General features: G+C 37.2%; 17 protein-coding genes. 7 read left to right on the top strand and 10 right to left on the bottom strand.

All coding sequences use genetic code 11. The features are described 5' to 3' along the window. The first annotated feature begins 8 nt into the window (after positions 1–8). Positions 9–1,472 carry a hypothetical protein gene (locus tag H7A25_18980; protein MCP5501994.1) on the top strand — a complete coding sequence of 488 codons (1,464 nt, stop codon included), beginning with the start codon at positions 9–11 and terminating at the stop codon, positions 1,470–1,472. Positions 1,473–1,489: 17 nt separating this feature from the next. Here H7A25_18980 and H7A25_18975 read toward each other — a convergent pair whose 3' ends face one another. From H7A25_18975 to H7A25_18965, 3 genes are all read right to left on the bottom strand, one after another. Beyond that, the gene (locus tag H7A25_18975) at positions 1,490–3,019 is read right to left on the bottom strand and encodes an ATP-binding protein (GenBank protein MCP5501993.1); all 1,530 of its coding nucleotides are present in this window, start codon (positions 3,017–3,019) and stop codon (positions 1,490–1,492) included. A 98-nt stretch (positions 3,020–3,117) separates the two neighbouring features. Next, positions 3,118–3,270, bottom strand: coding sequence for a hypothetical protein (locus H7A25_18970; protein ID MCP5501992.1), 153 nt, complete (start codon positions 3,268–3,270; stop codon positions 3,118–3,120). A 12-nt stretch (positions 3,271–3,282) separates the two neighbouring features. Beyond that, positions 3,283–4,725: a M20/M25/M40 family metallo-hydrolase gene (locus tag H7A25_18965; protein MCP5501991.1), complete on the bottom strand. Its 1,443-nt coding sequence runs from the start codon at positions 4,723–4,725 to the stop codon at positions 3,283–3,285. Between the two features lie 329 nt (positions 4,726–5,054). Between H7A25_18965 and H7A25_18960 the strand changes: the two genes are divergently transcribed. Next, positions 5,055–5,528 carry an ankyrin repeat domain-containing protein gene (locus H7A25_18960; GenBank protein MCP5501990.1) on the top strand — a complete coding sequence of 158 codons (474 nt, stop codon included), beginning with the start codon at positions 5,055–5,057 and terminating at the stop codon, positions 5,526–5,528. Positions 5,529–5,535: 7 nt separating this feature from the next. On the opposite strand, the gene H7A25_18955 is transcribed toward H7A25_18960, so the two are convergent. The 6 genes from H7A25_18955 to H7A25_18930 form a co-directional block, all read right to left on the bottom strand. Next, a complete protein-coding gene (locus H7A25_18955; protein MCP5501989.1) occupies positions 5,536–6,033 on the bottom strand; it encodes a rhomboid family intramembrane serine protease in 498 nt (165 codons plus the stop codon). A gap of 174 nt (positions 6,034–6,207) precedes the next feature. Further along, complete coding sequence (locus H7A25_18950) at positions 6,208–7,110, bottom strand: hypothetical protein (GenBank protein ID MCP5501988.1); 903 nt, start codon at positions 7,108–7,110, stop codon at positions 6,208–6,210. 55 nt (positions 7,111–7,165) lie between these two features. Further along, positions 7,166–7,690, bottom strand: coding sequence for an NADH-quinone oxidoreductase subunit I (locus H7A25_18945; GenBank protein MCP5501987.1), 525 nt, complete (start codon positions 7,688–7,690; stop codon positions 7,166–7,168). Continuing rightward, complete coding sequence (locus H7A25_18940) at positions 7,677–9,113, bottom strand: (2Fe-2S)-binding protein (GenBank protein ID MCP5501986.1); 1,437 nt, start codon at positions 9,111–9,113, stop codon at positions 7,677–7,679. Before H7A25_18940 ends, H7A25_18945 begins: the two co-directional genes overlap by 14 nt. A 29-nt stretch (positions 9,114–9,142) precedes the next feature. After that, entirely contained in the window at positions 9,143–9,907 is a 765-nt protein-coding gene (locus H7A25_18935) for a response regulator (protein MCP5501985.1), read from the bottom strand. 6 nt (positions 9,908–9,913) lie between these two features. Continuing rightward, a complete protein-coding gene (locus H7A25_18930) occupies positions 9,914–10,657 on the bottom strand; it encodes a response regulator (protein MCP5501984.1) in 744 nt (247 codons plus the stop codon). A 157-nt stretch (positions 10,658–10,814) separates the two neighbouring features. On the opposite strand from H7A25_18930, the gene H7A25_18925 reads away from it, so the two are divergent. From H7A25_18925 to H7A25_18910, 4 genes are all read left to right on the top strand, one after another. After that, the gene (locus H7A25_18925) at positions 10,815–11,738 is read left to right on the top strand and encodes a branched-chain amino acid transaminase (protein ID MCP5501983.1); all 924 of its coding nucleotides are present in this window, start codon (positions 10,815–10,817) and stop codon (positions 11,736–11,738) included. A gap of 136 nt (positions 11,739–11,874) precedes the next feature. Then, entirely contained in the window at positions 11,875–12,282 is a 408-nt protein-coding gene (locus H7A25_18920; protein MCP5501982.1) for a MarR family transcriptional regulator, read from the top strand. A 60-nt stretch (positions 12,283–12,342) separates the two neighbouring features. Then, positions 12,343–12,792, top strand: a complete 450-nt coding sequence (locus H7A25_18915) for a PaaI family thioesterase (GenBank protein MCP5501981.1) — start codon at positions 12,343–12,345, stop codon at positions 12,790–12,792. 9 nt (positions 12,793–12,801) lie between these two features. Continuing rightward, positions 12,802–13,698, top strand: a complete 897-nt coding sequence (locus tag H7A25_18910) for a haloalkane dehalogenase (protein ID MCP5501980.1) — start codon at positions 12,802–12,804, stop codon at positions 13,696–13,698. Between the two features lie 164 nt (positions 13,699–13,862). On the opposite strand, the gene H7A25_18905 is transcribed toward H7A25_18910, so the two are convergent. Further along, complete coding sequence (locus tag H7A25_18905; protein MCP5501979.1) at positions 13,863–14,705, bottom strand: hypothetical protein; 843 nt, start codon at positions 14,703–14,705, stop codon at positions 13,863–13,865. 210 nt (positions 14,706–14,915) lie between these two features. Between H7A25_18905 and H7A25_18900 the strand changes: the two genes are divergently transcribed. Next, positions 14,916–16,781, top strand: coding sequence for a GTP-binding protein (locus H7A25_18900; GenBank protein ID MCP5501978.1), 1,866 nt, complete (start codon positions 14,916–14,918; stop codon positions 16,779–16,781). Positions 16,782–16,806: the final 25 nt, after the last annotated feature.

Genomic DNA, 16,806 nt, shown 5'->3' with positions numbered 1-16,806 from the left:
TGACAGATATGAAATTCCTCTTGTTTTGCCTGATAGGCTTTTTTTTAACTATAGGTTTATCTGCACAGAAAACTGTTAAGATTCTAAATTGGTCAAAAGTTGGAACTGCAACAGCCTATCAACTGGAAATATCAAATTTAAAAGGAGAAGTTTTAAAAGAAGAACGAATAAAAGAGAATTCTTATATTCCGGATCTGGATAGTGGTGATTATTATTTCAGAGTGGCTGTAGTGAACAGTCGTGGAAATATAGCTGCCTGGACTGATAAAGTTCGTTTTAGATTTAAATCCGAAAAACCACCAATTCTAACTGAAACTCAGCTTATTATCAAAAAGGATTCCTCCGGAGAGGCACTTCTATTCGGGAAAAATCTCTCAGAGGATTTGAATATTGTTTTTGAATCGGAAAAAGGGAGGATACCTATAGAACAGTTTCGCTTTATAGATTTTAATACATATGCCTTAAAAATTAATGTTGATTCTTCTATTCCGGGAGAATATAATATAAAGCTTATAAACGAAGATAAAGAAATTCTGAATATAGCGAAATATTTAAGTATCACCGGAACTAAGTGTAAGCCAGAACTTGAAAGGTCTAAACAAACCTATTATATCGAAGATAGTCGTTCACAAATAATTATAAAAGGAAAATGTTTAAGGAAAGATCTTCGCATGAAGATATTTTCAGATACTTCCAGGATAATCCCTGAAATTGTGACTTACGAAGATCAGGCGAATTTATCGATAGCTTTGAATTATGAAGATTCAGAAGAAGGAAAATACCAATTAAGCCTGGAATCGGAGGATATGGAAACTGTTATAATTGAAGATTTCATTACTCTTTCTTTTCGGGATGCTGCAAATAAGGAAAAGTATATTATAAAACAGAAGGAGAAGGATTTATATTCGGTCCTCTGGCGCTCCGCTTTAGTTCCGGGTTACGGACAGTTTTATCGAACGGAGCAGGGATATACAAAGAATGAATCCTGGAAATTGTTGGCCTATTCGGGATTATTTCTTTCGGGTCTGGTTTATGGTACACAAATAAATTCTAAAGCATCAAAAGATTATAATAATCTATTGAATGAAGAAACTATGGAAATATTTTTTATTATAGCACCGGTTCCTAATACACTACCTGCTCAAGCTTCACCTGGTATCAGACAAATAAGTCCACCTCCTCCAGCTAATCCACCACCACTTCCTATACGGGAATATGCTTTGTTACTTTATATGCAAACACAGCAAAAAAAAGCAGATGTTCAGAATCAGAGAAATACCGCTAAAGCTGTATTGGGTTTGAGTCTGGGGATATATCTCTGGAACCTGAGTGATGCCTATTTATTTCATCCGGGTTCAAGTTTTTCGTTTAAAGATTCGGCTTTCTTTATGAATTATGAAAATGAAAGTTATTCGCCTGCAAATTTTAAGTCTAAAGGACAATTTAGTCTCGGATATCAAATTAAGTTTTAGATGAATTTCGAAAAAGATCAGGCTGTCTCTAAGAGATACTCTCCGATGTTTCTGTCTTTGAACTCGGCTCCGATGAGAAAGATGTCCTTTCCTTTGTTTAAGTATTTTTCGTAATATTTATTATTTCTTATTTGTAGTATGGCCTCTTCTTTAGTGCCATTGAGTTTGAATTCAAAGATATAAATGGATTTGCTTTCGATGACAGCATCGATTCTGCCACGATTAGTTTTGACTTCAGTTTGTATCCTGAAACCGAGTAAGGTAAAAATAAGATAGAAGATAGTCTGGTAGTATTTTTCGAGAGGTATCTGGATGTCGTAGTTGATACTAAAGAAGATTTCTCTTAGAAGGGAAATGCACTCATCGAGATTATCTTCGTTCAGTGCATCGATAATAGAGTAAAGAATGGATTCAGAAAACTCTTTGCGGTGTAGCTTTTTAACGATATAAGCGAGAAAGGCATTCTTTACTTCAAAGTTTGGATAGTCGAGAGTATACAACATTCTTTCTTCATCATAGTCTTTAATAGTCAAATAGCCAGTCTGAACCAGTAAGGGAGTAAGACTGAGGTCGTCCACTTCATAACTGGAAAAGGAGAGTTCACTTACCTGTATAGGAATTTTGATAATATCATAGTCTTTTTGTAATATAAGCTTAATGAGAAATTCCGGTGTTCCTGTTTCAAACCAATGATGTTGGAATTCTTTTTTATTTAAAAGTAAGAGTGTAGAGAATGGATTATATACTTTCTCACCTTTTCTTGAAAATCGATAACCATTATACCAGTATTGAATTTTTTCCAAAAGTTTTTCTAAGGATGTATTTTCACATTTTGAAAAGTCCTGCAAGTAAATAGAAAAAAAATATTCTAATTCACTCCTGGTAATGCCCAGAAGAGAAGAATAAGCATTATCCAGTGTAATATCATTGAGATGATTCAAATTGCTAAAAACACCTGCCCTTGAGAACTTGCTGACTCCTGTGAGGAATAAGAAGCGAATGTGTTCGTCATTTCCTTTTAAAACGGTGAAAAACCCTTTCATAACTTCCCGCATTTCAACAGCGAGTGGAGTATTATCAATGTGGTCGATGATAGCTTTATCGTATTCGTCGATGAGAATTACGACCTTTTCTTTTGAAGCCAGCCTGGTAATGAGTTCTTGAAATTTTTCATAATACTGCTTTTTTTCAAGCTTGAGTGAAAATTTCTTAGCTATATCATTGAGTTCATTTTCTATGAACTCAATCATGGTTTCCGGAGTTTTTGCCTTTTGCTTACTAAAGTCGAAGCGTAAAACGGGGTGTTTTTTCCATGGGAATTCTGCCTCGTATATCCATAGTCCCCGGAAAAGCTCTTTGTTACCGAGAAAAATTTCTTCGAGAGTAGAGATGAGAAGACTTTTTCCAAAACGGCGTGGACGGGACAGAAAGTAAGCTCCTGCGGAGTGTTTTACCAGTTCATAGATATTACGTGTCTTATCTACATAGAGGAAATTTCCCTCAATCATTTTGCGAAAAGTTTGAACCCCTATGGATAATGGTTGCATACTCTGGTTAGAATCCAGTTTTTCTCGGATTATGTCAAGTTGAAACACAGCTGAGAATGGGTTTTAACTATTCTTAGCTGAGGAGAAATTCTTTAGGACTACTTAAAAAAAGAGGTTATGCTTCCTATTACTTGCTTCCAGAAACTATTGTATTCAACCACAAAAATATTGGTCTGTGTAGCAAATTCATGATATGCTTTGTAGTGTTCTTGATCTTGATAGTTTTTATCGTAGTTTTTTTCTGTACCCATGATGTTTTACTCCTATTTATTATAATTTACAATCGATTCAAAAAGAATTTGGATTCCGGTTTTTAGATGTTCTACCCGAATACTCTCATCTTTTCCATGAATTCCGTCTATTTCTTTATCGTTTAAAAGTGCAGGAATTAAACCATAGCATTTAATTCCAATATTCCGAAAATATGAGGAATCGGTGGTGGCCGGTGACATGAAAGGTGTTACCAGAACTTTAGGTACTACAGTGCTGACTGTTTCTGCAAGAACTTTGAAGAATTTTGAATCAATAGCTGAAACTGTAGCTGCTTCCATGTGTAATGCCTTAAGTCTTATTTTATATTTTTTAGCTATTTTTTCCAGCTTTTTATAATATTCTTCCGGTTTTACTCCCGGTAAAATTCGAATATCCAGCATGGCTTTGGTCTGGGGAGTAATTACATTGATTCCTTTAGGGTATGTATTAATTCCGGTGATGCTGATGGTATTCTTTGTCATTGCCTGAAGATGGCGATTTTTTTGAATTTGGGAATCAAGTAAAGGTTTTAAGAAAAAATTTCGATTTCGTTTCAGAACGAAAGAAGCCGGGAAGGGACTTATGGTTCCCATCTGATAGAAGAAGGAAGCGGTTACATCACTGATCGTAAATTCTGTTTCCACATTCTGTATTTCAGTTAAAAAGTTTAGCATATCTTTTGCTGCATACTGTAGGTGAGGTGTGCTTCCATGACCGGATTCACCTTCGGAATAGGCTTCTAACCAGATGATTCCTTTTTCTGCATACTGAATATTGAATATTTCACTTCCTTTTAGGATGACATCTTTAGTTCCACTTCCTCCTTCATTATGCATGAATTCATACCCTTTAAAGAGATCCGGATATTCGCTCAATAGAAAGCGGGCTCCGTGTTGAGAGCGGGTTTCTTCGTCGGCCAGGGCCAAAAACATCAGGTTATATTTCAGGGGTAAATTCATTTTTTTTACCAGGATAAAAGCATATAATTGCATGATTCCGAGTCCCTTCATATCAATAGCTCCCCTACCAAAGATCCTGTCTCCCTGGCGAAAACCTTCAAAAGGCTCAAAAGACCATTCAGAACGTACGGCTTCTACTACATCCATGTGATTGGATAGAATAAGCCCTCCTTTTTCTTCAGTTCCTTTGATTTCTGCTATCAGATTTACTCGTTCCGGTTTGTTGGGGTATTCAAAAAGTCGAACAGTGATACCTTCTTTTTCCAGAATAGCTTTCAGGAAAAGAGCAGCTTCTCTTTCTTGTCCGCGAACAGTTTGAATTTGAATGTATTTTTGTAAATCCAGGGCTGCTTCTTCGGCTAAGTTGGCATAGTCAAGACTACGATTTTCCGCTGGAATGGGTTTTATAGTTAAACCTTTTTCTGTAGAAAAAAGCAAATACAGAATGAATATAAAAAGGAGAAGAATGCTTCCATATATACTATACCGCAACATGGCGTACAGGCTTTCTGTTTGAACGGAGATGTAAAGGATTTTATATATACTTTTATACTTACTTTTTGATTCCAACAGAGAATTACACAGTAAATACAAGCGGCTCACACAGCAAATACGAGTGGCTCACACACCAAATACGAGCGGCTCACACACCAAATACGAGCGGCTCACACACCAAATACGAGCGGCTCACACACCAAATACGAGCGGCTCACACACCAAATACGAGCGGCTCGTATTCTCTGATTCATTTCTTTTTTAATATTGAGGAAAAACAGCTTACAAAACATTTGTTTTTTAATAATACTCCTGAATAAGAGGTCACAATGAAATATTTTGTTTTATTTCTGATTTTATTTTTCTCTTACTGTAAAACCAAAGAGGTAAAGCCAGTTGTCAATATACCCAAAGAAGAGGATCGACCCATAAATAAAATACCGGAAAAAAAGCAGGAATCTTCTCACAACTCTAATGCTGATGAGTTTTTAATGCAAAGTGTAAGGCTTGCTGATTATGAGGGAGTTATACAGGCATTAAAAGATGGAGCCAATCCGGATACTGCTAATGAATATGGTAATACTGTTTTAATGTGGTCTGCCTTTGAGGGGTATACAGATATAGTAAAGAAGCTTATTGAATCAGGAGCCAGTGTAAACCAGAAAGATGTTTATAAAAAAACGGCCCTGATGTTTGCAAAAGATAAGAATCGTGTCGAGATTATTCAGCTTCTAAAACAAGCAGGAGCCGTGGATTATCCGGCTCCAAAAGAACGAGTGGAAGAAAAAAAGTGGGGATTTTAAGCATTATTTACAGGAAGTTTTTCTTATAAGCATAAGCAGTAAAAATTCCTGCTATGGCACCAAAAAGGTGGGCTTCCCAGGAAATGTGACTGTTAAAAACACCCGGCAAAACTCCCCAGATTAGACCTCCATAGAGAAGTATGGTAATGAGAGCAATGAAAAGTGCCCTAAGATTTTTAAATAAAATTCCGCAGGTAACAAGAAAACCGGCCAGTCCATAGATTAATCCGCTGGCTCCAATATGATTTCCTCCCCTTGCGAATATCCAGACCAACAAGCCTCCGAGAAAAATAACGGAGATATAAACCTTCATAGCCATTTTGCGATAGGTAGAAAGTAAGAGTAGGCTCAGGATAAAGATGGGAACGCTATTGGAGATGAGATGGGATAGGCCTGAATGGAGTAGGGGAGATAAGGGAATTCCAAAGATTCCTCGAAACGTTCTCGGTATAATCCCGAGACTATTTAAAGGCAGGGGAAGAATGAGATCAATTATATATACCAGCCAGAGCAAGCCCAGAACAGAGAGAGATATTTGCAGATCTTTTTTCATAAGCTCAGGTATAGGTTAAGGGATAAGAAAAGAAAAGCTTTTTTTGAAAAGCTGAAAAAGGAGTTTTATTTTTTAATCGTAGGTGGGCCATCGCTGGCTCGCTAAAAAGAGGGCTTAGCTATTTTTTTACTTACCCTGTGAAGGTTTTAATTTTGGCAGGCAACTATAATAGAGAAACTTTTTAAAGCTATCATGCATCACCTCGTTATGGTCTTTTTCAGTAAATATAAAGAAAACACGGTTTTTAAGAAGGTCTTCCTTGGTGAGACCTTCTTCATCTTTTAGTAAGTAGGGAATATTCCATCCATCAAAATCTTCAATTAATCGTAGACTATTTTCGAGAGTATACTCGTTTCGGGTAAAAACATTGATGAACTTTCCTTCGTAATAGTTGATCCAATAGACGAATTTCTCTAATTGGGAATAAAGACCATCGAAGAGATATACTTCTTTAATTTTTCTGGCATAGCCTCCATGTAACAAAATATAAGACATTACACGAAATCCTCCACTGTGTCCGCTTAAAACAATGGAACCTACTCTTTTGGATTGAATTTTATTCTTTTCATATAGTTTCAAAAGGAGTTCATCTACAAATTCCTTAAAACCATCTACATCTTCCAATTTTCCTCCTGAAGAATCGGGAGCATTGAGAGGCCCCTGGGGAATGACGAGGATAGCATCTCGGTGACTGGCAGCAAACTGGGAGATGATTTTATACTTGGGAGGAATCATTACAAGACTATCATTCCAACCATGAAAATAGAAGACAAAGTTTATATCAGATACTTTATCCATTTGTTTGGGAATGAATATAAAAACAGAGTTATCGTTATAATGCTTTTCTTTGCTGAAAAATTGTCCTCTGTAGGTATAACCACTTTCACGAGTCTCATGTGGAAATGGAGCTGTTTTAAGGTTTTCGATGATGATTTCACCATAGTCGGTAGCAAAAATCCTTTTTTCCCAGGAGTATAGAGTAGTAGGAGAAAAAGAAAGAGCCCAGAATATAAATAAGGCGAGACCCAATGACCCCGCCTTAAGAAAAAACTGATATTTCTGAAAAATCATTTATCTTTAGTATTTATATTCTTCTGCCTATGATAGGTCCTCCGAATTTTTCAGTCATCCTTTCCTTGGTAAGAATGAGATCCTGACGGTTATCGGCTGCAAGTTCTCCCGGACCATCGAGATAAATGGCCCCTTTCGGACAGGCTTCTTCACAAAGACCGCAAAAGATGCAGCGTAAAAGATCTATTTCAAAACGTTTTGCATACTTATCTTCCGGATGAAGGTGTTGTCTTTCCGGGGGAACGGCGGCGGCTTCAATGGTTATGGCATCTGCCGGACAGATCCACATACAACAAAAACAGGATGTACAGCGCTCTCTGCCTTTCTCGTCCCTTTTTAAAGAATGCATTCCTCTGTAACGTGAAGAGTATTTTCTTTTTTTCTCCGGATATTCAAGAGTATATTCCTTTCCTATAAGGGTGCGAAAGAAATGTTTTATAGTGATATTTAAACCAACCAGAAGAGAATAAAAATAACTTCTCTGGTACCACTTAAATTGATGTTTTTTTGCTACATTCACTACATTAACCGTTGCCAACGCCAGCCTCCTGTTTCATCATGCTTTCTCTTCTTAGACGTGTAAAAAACTCGGAAGAAGAGGGAAGGCCCTGTAGAGGAATCATTGCCATTTCGAAATCTTGTTTTAAACCTTTTTTATTGGTAAAGCTTCCTGCCTGTTCGGTAAATGCCTTGATTGGAACTGCAAACTGGGCTTTTTTAACAGAATCTGTTAGGTTCGTATGCAGTACTACAATAGTGCCTTTCCCTTTTAGGTCTGCTGGAATTTCTTCCTTTAGGACAAATAGCAATTCGATTTTACCGCTGTTAAAGTCCTGAATGATACCATCAAGGCCTTTATCATAGATGAAGCCTGCATCTGTTGCTCCTCTGGTATTGGGGTGTCTGTCAGTTGTAAGCAGAAAATCTACCTGCTCTACAGGTTTATACTGGGAATCATCAACTCGTGCTTCAAGAATCACATTTTTTGCAATTTTTTGAAGTTCTTCTTTTATCTTTAAAAGGTTTTCATTCGATTCGTGGCCTCCTCCAATTAAAGCAACCTGTTTGGCGGCTTTTAATTTTTCAGTAAGCTCAGAAACCACATAAGAACTTTCTCCGGATTCCCCTTTTACAAAATAAGAATTCAGACGATTTTCATTTAACCAATCCAGATCGAAACGACCTGTATCGCAGAGAAAATACATACCTTCTGCCGGGTTTTCTCTTGGAATATAACGATACATTTTATTATCACGAACATTGGTTTCAATATTACAACCGGTGCTGCAACCGTGGCATACCGATTTAGCTTTTTTAAACCACCAGACTCTGGATTTAAACAGATTTTTCTTAGTTAATAAGGCACCCGTTGGGCAAAGATCGGAAAGGGCACCCTGATAATTATGCTTTATTTTCTCTTCTTTTGCAAGGCCTATAAGGGAGTGATAGCCTCTTTCAAAAAGACCGAGGTTGGATTCTCCTACTTTTTCTTCTTCAAACCTCACACAACGGTAACAAATGATACAGCGATTATGGTTAATAATCAGGTTATCTCCAATTTCTTCCTGTGGAACTTCCCTTTTGGGAAAGGAAAAACGAGAAGCAGATTGTCCTGAGTTAAAAGCATTATCTTGAAGGTCGCATTCTCCGGCTTTATCACAGACCGGACAATCCAGAGGGTGGTTGGCCAGAATAAATTCCATGGTACCCTGTCTGGCTTCTTTTACCCTGTCACTTTTGGTAATGATGGACAGACCTTCTTTTACCGGTGTATTGCAGGCCGCCTGTAAACGGGGAACACCTTCAATCTGAATGAGGCACATCCGGCACATTCCCACAATTCGTAATGCAGGATGGTAACAAAAGTAGGGAATTTCAACTCCGACTTCTTTCGTCGCATCAATTAAATTCTTTTTTTCATCAACCTGGTATTCTACACCATCTATTTTGATAGTAACCAATGTTAAAACCTCCGCGAATTAAACCCCAGCTAGGAATCCTTCTTCTTTGGGAAAAGAACTTTACAGGCTGAAAGGTTTGGTAATGCCGCTATATCCGTTCTTTTATAATAAGCAAAAAAGTCACCTGAAAAAACCACATTAGAAAGTTTAAGCCGGGCTTTTTTCGTCAGTTCGTCAATTGCCGATTCCAGATATTTTAGTGCATCCGAACAATAGTAAAAGTCTTCGGGGACTTTAATCTCTACACTGCTCGGAATCTGTGTAAAAAAGTGATTAAAATGGGCAGAATAAGCATTAAAGACTTCGTCGGTAATTTCATCAATAGGAATCCCGCTGAATAAAATTTCTATTTCATATTCGGAGCGACCTTGAATTCGAACTTGAAAGGGAAATTCTTTCTTATCTATTAAATCTTCTTCTTCCAGTCCCATTGTTTCCCTAATTTTTTCAAAAAGAACTTTTTGGGTGATGGGTTTTAAAAGGTAGAGGTCTACATTATTTGTAGCAGCTCTTAAAACATTTTCTTTATTGCTTAAAGCCGTAAGCATTATGACTTTTGTTCCGGCTTTTTTTAATTCATCATTGCCTTTTTCTACAAACATCTGCCCATCCATAATCGGCATCATGATATCGATTATGGCAAGATCATACTGGTATAGCTTGACTTTGCCGAGTGCCATTCGACCATCTTCCACATGCTCAACCTTGAAATTGTATCTTCCGAGGGTATGCTTCACCAGTTTAGCGGAAATGGGATCATCTTCTGCGAGTAAAACCTTATAGATCTTTTTCATTGTTTCTTATTTATATTGTATGTTACACTGGTTTAAACTTTTCAAGCCGGAAAATAGTTCTTCAGTGAGTTCTCTAAAAAATCCTCCATAACAGTTGATTTTTTCCGGGCTAACCGAGGTTAGTTTTTTAATTGGTTCTATCGCGTATTCGAGATAAGTAGCCGTTTGCTTGTGTAGAGCAACTTCGGTATTTACTAAAATTCGAATAGTCTCAATTTGGTTATGATTGCCTGCCTGTATCACCCTTTCTACTTCCCTGAAAAGCTCTTTTGAAAAATCTACTTCCGGAACACCGGAAAGAGTAATCTGTAAGGTTTTTTTATCAATCACTTTCACATCCATTTTGAAAGGAAATGATTTTTTATTTACCAGGTCACTCTCATCAAGCCGTAAAACCTCTCTGACTTTTTCTACAATTTTGTTGGAAGAAATGGGTTTCAGGAGAAACATCTGAACATTAAATTGTGCTGCCTTTTGAACTTTCTGCCTATCACCAACGGCGGTGAGCATGATTTTCGGAGTATTCTTTAGTTTATCACCGGCTTTTTCTAACATTTGGAAACCGTCTATTCCCGGCATCATAATATCTGAAATGAGTAAGTCGTAACTTTCAGAATCTATAAAATTTAGAGCAGAATTTCCTTCTATAGCGTGAGTAACTTCAAAATTATATTTATTAAGAGTGTGTATTACAACTTTTGCAGAAGCAAAATCATCTTCTACAAGAAGTACCCTGTATATTTTCTTCATCTGATTTCTTTATCCCAAAAAGATAATAGTATGAAAGAAAAAATTATTTCAAGAGGATTTTTTTTTAGAAAAGAAAAAGACCTCTAATAAAAAATACAGATTTTTAAATAGAATAGTCCTTTTCTTTTTTTCCCTATAAAAACACTTAGTTTCTGAAATGGAGAATAAATATAAACGCTTTTCCTATTTTGAGGGTAAAATAGTTCCGACTGAAGACGCTAAAATAAGCATTCAAACCCATGCTTTTCAATACGGAACGGCCGTTTTTGGTGGAATCAGGGGATATTACAATCCTGATTATGATAATCTATACATTTTCCGTATCCTGGAACATTATAAAAGGCTCATTAATTCTACAAAAATTATGCAGCTAAATTTTAAAAAAAGCCCGGAAGAGCTGGTTGAAATAACCCTGGATCTTGTTAGAAAGTGTGAGTGTAGGGAAAATATCTATATTCGACCGATTGTGTATACTTCTGCTCTTGAATTGTCTCCAAGGTTTAAAATTGTGCCTACCGAGATTGCGATTTATATCATCCAGTTAGATGATTACCTGGATACCCAGAAGGGGCTTCGCCTGAAGGTATCGAGCTGGAGAAGATTAAGCGATAACCTAATACCTACTATTTCAAAAGCTTCCGGAGGTTATGTAAACTCGGCACTGGCTAAATCGGAAGCGGCCCAGGAAGGGTATGATGATGCTATCTTTTTGGATACTCGCGGGATGGTTTCTGAGGCATCTGCGGCCAACCTTTTTCTTGTTAAAAATGGAGAACTTGTAACACCGGGTCTGAGTGCATCTGTGTTGGAAGGGATTACAAGACGTTCTATCATGCAATTAGCTGAAGATAGAAATATTAAAGTAAGAGAGCGGGATGTTATTCGCAGTGAGTTATATACTTCTGATGAGGTTTTTCTTTCCGGAACAGGTGTGCAGGTGGCCTGGGTGAAAGAGATTGACCAGAGGGAAGTTGGGGATGCTATCTGCGGAAAAGTTACTTCTGAGCTACAGTCTTTGTTTTTTAATATTGTCAATAACCGAGAAGAGAAATATCGCCACTGGTTGAGTCCTGTTTATTAAGTTTATTTTATCCGGACGTTTTTTAAGAAGCAGAAAAATTATAAGCGAACCTTCGGGTTCGCCAAAAAGTGTTTGATTTTTATTCCTGTTTTATTAAAATGCTTGTATGCAAGTATTTTGTAGACGAGTATTTTAAATGTTAGGACCTGAAGATTGTATATTTTTTCAAATTACCAGAGCACAGCGCTCTGCTTTGAAGTTTTTTCATAAACGGATACGGAAGTATAAAATAACTCCTCCCCAGGCAATGGTTATCAACTTTTTAAATAAAGAGGATAATATAGCATCTGTAGAGTTGGGTCGAAAAGCTATGTTGGATAGTGCTACTCTTACCGGCATTATAGACAGGCTTGAGAGTTCCGGGATAGTTGAACGAAAACCGAATCCGGATGACAGAAGGGCGATTCTGGTCTGTTTAAGCAAAAAAGGTAAGAAACTGGCAGATAAGTTATATCAAGAAACGTATCAAGCCAATATTGAGTTTTTGCAAGCTTTTAGCCGGGAAGAAGAAAAGAATATAAGGAATTTCTTTTTAAAGATTTAAATTTTTTGCTAAATATCTTGTATACAAGTAAATTGTATACAAGTTTATAAGGAGTTACTTGTGGATGTTCATGAAATGTTGAATAAGAAGATGAGTGATGATTTTTCCAAGCTTACAGGAAAAGTGTTTATTGAAATTCCACCCAAAATTTTTCGGGAAATGGATGCCAGATTTATTGCTTATGAAAGGAAGAAATCTTTGAAAGTGGAATTTCCGGTAAAAGAATGGTATGCAAATCCTATGATGAACATGCAGGGAGGGATGATTGCAACAGCCTTTGATTGTGTTTTCGGTCCTTTAAGCTATTTGATTGCAGCCAGGCCGGTTACAACTCTGGATATGAGTGTGAATTATATTCGACCCATACCTGTAGGAGAAACTATAACGATTGAAGGAAAGCTTATTGTAAGGGGATTTAGCACAATGAATATGGCAGCTGAATGTTATGATAAAAAAGGAAGACTCATGGCTACTGCTACTACCAATATGTTGATTTTGAATACAAAATAGGAGTATATAATGGAATATTTAAGAACCCCGGAACAAGAGTTTCAAGATTTGGAAGATTATCCTTTTCCTCCTCATTATCTGGAAGTTAGTGGGGATGGTATGCGTATGCACTATGTAGAGGAAGGAAATATGAGTGGAGAAACCGTTCTTTTATTACATGGTGAACCTTCCTGGTCTTACTTATACAGGCACATGATTCCTGTGTTGGCTTCTGCCGGTTTCCGAGTAATCGCTCCCGATTTAATAGGTTTTGGTAAATCGGATAAGCCTCTTAGGCGGGAGGATTATACCTATCAGGCTCATATGGATTGGTTACAAATTTTTATTGATAAGTTAAGCCTGGATAGAATCAATCTTTTTTGTCAGGACTGGGGTGGGCTTTTGGGCCTACGTCTTGTTGCCTTAAATTCAGAGCGCTTCTCGCGCGTTATGGCTTCCAATACATTTTTGCCGACTGGAGAGGGGAAGCCGAGTCAGGGCTTCTTGGATTGGAGAAATTTTTCACAAAAAGTGAAGCGTTTACCAATAGGAAAGATTATTCAGGGAGGATGTGTGAAGACCTTATCTTCCGGAGCTATGAAAGCTTATGTGGCACCTTTTCCTTCCGAGGCATATAAGGAGGGAGCCAGACAATTCCCTGTGCTGGTTCCTGTGGAAGAAGAAGACCCGGAAGGAAAGAAAAATGTGGAAGCATGGAAGGTTCTTTCTGAGTGGAGGAAACCTTTTCTTACAGCATTTAGCAATAAAGACCCGGTTACCAGTAAAGGAGAGATTATTTTTAAACGTAAAGTTCCCGGTACGAAAGGTATGAAACACATCATTATTCAGGATGCCGGCCATTTCTCACAGGAAGATAAGGGAAACGAGTTGGCTGAGCTTATGGTTGAGTTTATTAGAAATACTTAAAAAATTATGATATCTTTGTAAAGTATACAAGGTTATATATCCTCACTATGGGGAGATTCCTAATCAGAACTGGTAGTAAAAACGCGTACATGTTGGGGATCTTTAATAAAAAGGTGAAGTTTTTTCTTCACCTTTTTATCCTATTTTGTCTTTATTTTCTTATTCTATCTACAGCTTACACGAGCCGATTTAATTTCATCGTTCCAGTTCTTTTTATTATTTTGTGTATTTTTACTTAACTGGTTCATGCTTGAAGACTGGGGATTGAAAGTTGTGCAAATCCCTCCAAAATCTTTTTTATTGCATACGAAAGCAGTGCAACCTTTAGGGATATCAATCGAACTTGGTTCAAAGGAAAAAGATCGTTGTTCTACATTAGCTCCATTTCTTGAAAGAAGGCAGTCACTCTTTCCTTTAAAATTCTTGTCGCGGTAAAAACAAACGGAACCTGAAGTGGCATTTGGCATAGATGCACAACTACGATTGTATTCCATTTTTACTGTATAATGTTTTGTGCTTCCATGATATTTTACTTCCGATCCTTTCTGTCTCATAATTTCTTCAACTTCGAAAGTTCCACAGGGATAAACATCTGCACCTTTATGGAAACTTATTACTACACTACTGAGTAAATCTCGTTTATCAGTATGTGCAATTTGGGGATGCTTTCGGCAACGATCCGTTATGATTTTATAGGGTCCTGGGTTATTACCTGAGACTTTCACTCTAGAACGACTATCGTTATGAGTAATTTTATGGACAGACTCTCCATCTGCTATTAATTCTATCCCGGTAATTACCCTGGCATCGCATGCCTGTCGAATACTCATTTCATAATTGTAGAAGCTAAGTTTTTTTAAGGTTTCCGGGTTTGTTATTTTTATAGAATACTCATTTCCTGGTGGGGCTGAAAATGTAGGCAAGGACAATAGAAGTATCATTAAAAGCAAGATCTTTCGTTTGTGATTTTGAATAGAATATAATAAAAATCTAATATATTTTTTCATAAGTGTGTTCTCCTAATTTTTAAATTCCTTATATACTATAAGGATTAACTATCAAGTAATGTATAAATATCCTTTTACAAGAAGAAAATTTTCAATTACTAGTAAGATTACTAGTCTTAATTAAAAAAAGTGATGCAGTTCTTTAGAAAAAAAGAATGCAGAAATGTTCGCCTGTATGGGACTGTCATAATCTCCACGGTTAAAATCTATATGAAATCTGTAATAAACATAGGCATTTTTGCGCATATCGATGCCGGAAAAACTACCTTTACAGAAAGGATTCTCTACGAAGCCGGTCAGATCTATGCACCGGGAAGTATAGAAGATGGAACAACGGAAAGTGATGTTCTTCCCGAAGAAATTCGCAGGGGAATTTCTATTTTGGCCTCGGTTGTTAGTTTTCCTGTTGGAGGGAGTTATGTAAATCTTGTAGATACGCCGGGGCATATTGATTTTCATGTGCAGGTAGATGACTCTATGCCGGTAGTGGATCTGGCCATTGTTTTAATCGATCTCATTTCAGGTATAAAATCCCAGACAGAACTCATTCTGCAAAAATTAAATGCAATCCAAATCCCCTATATTCTATTCATAAATAAGGTGGATTTATTTCCCACCTTCGAAATGATCCCGGATAATATACGTTCTTTTTTTCAAAAACCTCTTTTATCGCTATTTTACAGGACGGAGGAAGGGGATGTAATGAATCATACTTATGGAAAAGAAAACACTCCGGAAAGTGTCCTGATTCCCTTTTTAGAATGGAGTGAGGAACTAAGTGAGAAATACCTCGAAAACCCAGAAAAATTGGAAGAATTTGCTTATAAGGGCCTGATTGAAGGGTTTTATATATCAAAATTCATACCGGTATTTGCAGGAAGTGCGAAGCAGGGCCTCGGGATAAGAGAATTTTTAAGCTTCTTAAAATATGTGAAGTGCAAAGAAGTTTTTTACGCTGAAAATAAGCTCGGATGTATTTTTAAAAAGCAGATTCATCCGGAATACGGGAAGATTTCTTATATTCGACTGTATAAAACTGTAAAAAAGGGATCGGAAGCTTTTTTGTATAAACGCGCTTTTTTTCTGGAGGATATTCGAATGCCGGGACTTTCGGGGGAAGTCTGGCTGGATGAGTATCCGGAAGGTTCTGTCGTGATAAGCCAGAATCTGTCCCATGCCCGCATCGGGGATTATTTATATAAAAAGCCTGAAACTTTAAATAAAGAGCTATTAGGTGAGGATGAATCCCGACAGTTTGCTGTAGTTCTGGAGCCTTTGAGAGAAGAATACAGAGAAAAACTTTTGGAGGGACTGGATAGTCTGCTTTGGGAAGATCATGGTTTGCGTTATAAGATAGAGGATGCAACCGGTCAGGTGGAGCTATGGGGGTGTGGAGAGTTGCATATAGAGGTTTCTTTGAACCGTTTAAGTCAATTTGTAGGGAAAACTTTTTCTTATGGCAATTTAAAGGTTGTCAGATACGAGCTTATAGAAAACATTGCAAAAACATCCTTAAATCTGGAGCACTCCATTTACGGTGGAAGGGATAAAAGTGGAGTTTTAGAGGTTATTTTTGAAAAAACACTTGATTTTAACAGGTCGGTTATTTTTGATGTAAATCTCTCTGAGGAACTATGTTCTTCTGTAGAAGCTGGATTTAACGAGGGGCTATTCAGTGGTCTTTATGGCCATGGGATATTAGGACTTAGACTGAGAGTAATTTCCTATACAGAACCGGAAATTCTGAGTGAGCACAGGTTGAGTTTACTTAAGATTGCAGTGATAAGTGGTGTGAAACAACTTCTTAAAAGTGGCACGGTTCAGGTAGGTCCTATTACTCTTTTTGAAATTCTGGCACCGGAGGAATTTTTGGGGCAGGTGTTGGCCGGAGTTCAGATTTGTTCAGCGAAAATAACGGAAGTGGATTCTGCATCAGACCACGTTTCCTATATTAAAGGCGAAGCTCCTGCAGAAAAGATGCTTGGCTTCGCAAGCATTCTAAGAAACATGACAAAAGGTAAGGGAACTGTATCCATGGTTACCCGATTCGATTCAAAGAACTTTAGTTATGTTTAATTTAAAGATTCTTTAAGAATTCTTG

Source organism: Leptospiraceae bacterium (assembly GCA_024233835.1).
In the GTDB taxonomy this organism is placed as follows: domain Bacteria; phylum Spirochaetota; class Leptospiria; order Leptospirales; family Leptospiraceae; genus JACKPC01.
Note: the sequence above shows the minus strand (reverse complement) of the source record. Positions and strands in the feature narration are given on the sequence as shown.

Bases quoted from the DNA above. Each gene is read 5' to 3' on its own strand.
- H7A25_18910 (MCP5501980.1), top strand. From the start codon at position 12,802: ATGGAATATTTAAGAACCCCGGAACAAGAGTTTCAAGATTTGGAAGAT.
- H7A25_18925 (MCP5501983.1), top strand. From the start codon at position 10,815: ATGGAGAATAAATATAAACGCTTTTCCTATTTTGAGGGTAAAATAGTT.
- H7A25_18980 (MCP5501994.1), top strand. From the start codon at position 9: ATGAAATTCCTCTTGTTTTGCCTGATAGGCTTTTTTTTAACTATAGGT.
- H7A25_18935 (MCP5501985.1), bottom strand. From the start codon at position 9,907: ATGAAAAAGATCTATAAGGTTTTACTCGCAGAAGATGATCCCATTTCC.
- H7A25_18960 (MCP5501990.1), top strand. From the start codon at position 5,055: ATGAAATATTTTGTTTTATTTCTGATTTTATTTTTCTCTTACTGTAAA.
- H7A25_18970 (MCP5501992.1), bottom strand. From the start codon at position 3,270: ATGGGTACAGAAAAAAACTACGATAAAAACTATCAAGATCAAGAACAC.
- H7A25_18965 (MCP5501991.1), bottom strand. From the start codon at position 4,725: ATGTTGCGGTATAGTATATATGGAAGCATTCTTCTCCTTTTTATATTC.
- H7A25_18905 (MCP5501979.1), bottom strand. From the start codon at position 14,705: ATGAAAAAATATATTAGATTTTTATTATATTCTATTCAAAATCACAAA.
- H7A25_18920 (MCP5501982.1), top strand. From the start codon at position 11,875: ATGTTAGGACCTGAAGATTGTATATTTTTTCAAATTACCAGAGCACAG.
- H7A25_18900 (MCP5501978.1), top strand. From the start codon at position 14,916: ATGAAATCTGTAATAAACATAGGCATTTTTGCGCATATCGATGCCGGA.
- H7A25_18930 (MCP5501984.1), bottom strand. From the start codon at position 10,657: ATGAAGAAAATATACAGGGTACTTCTTGTAGAAGATGATTTTGCTTCT.
- H7A25_18975 (MCP5501993.1), bottom strand. From the start codon at position 3,019: ATGCAACCATTATCCATAGGGGTTCAAACTTTTCGCAAAATGATTGAG.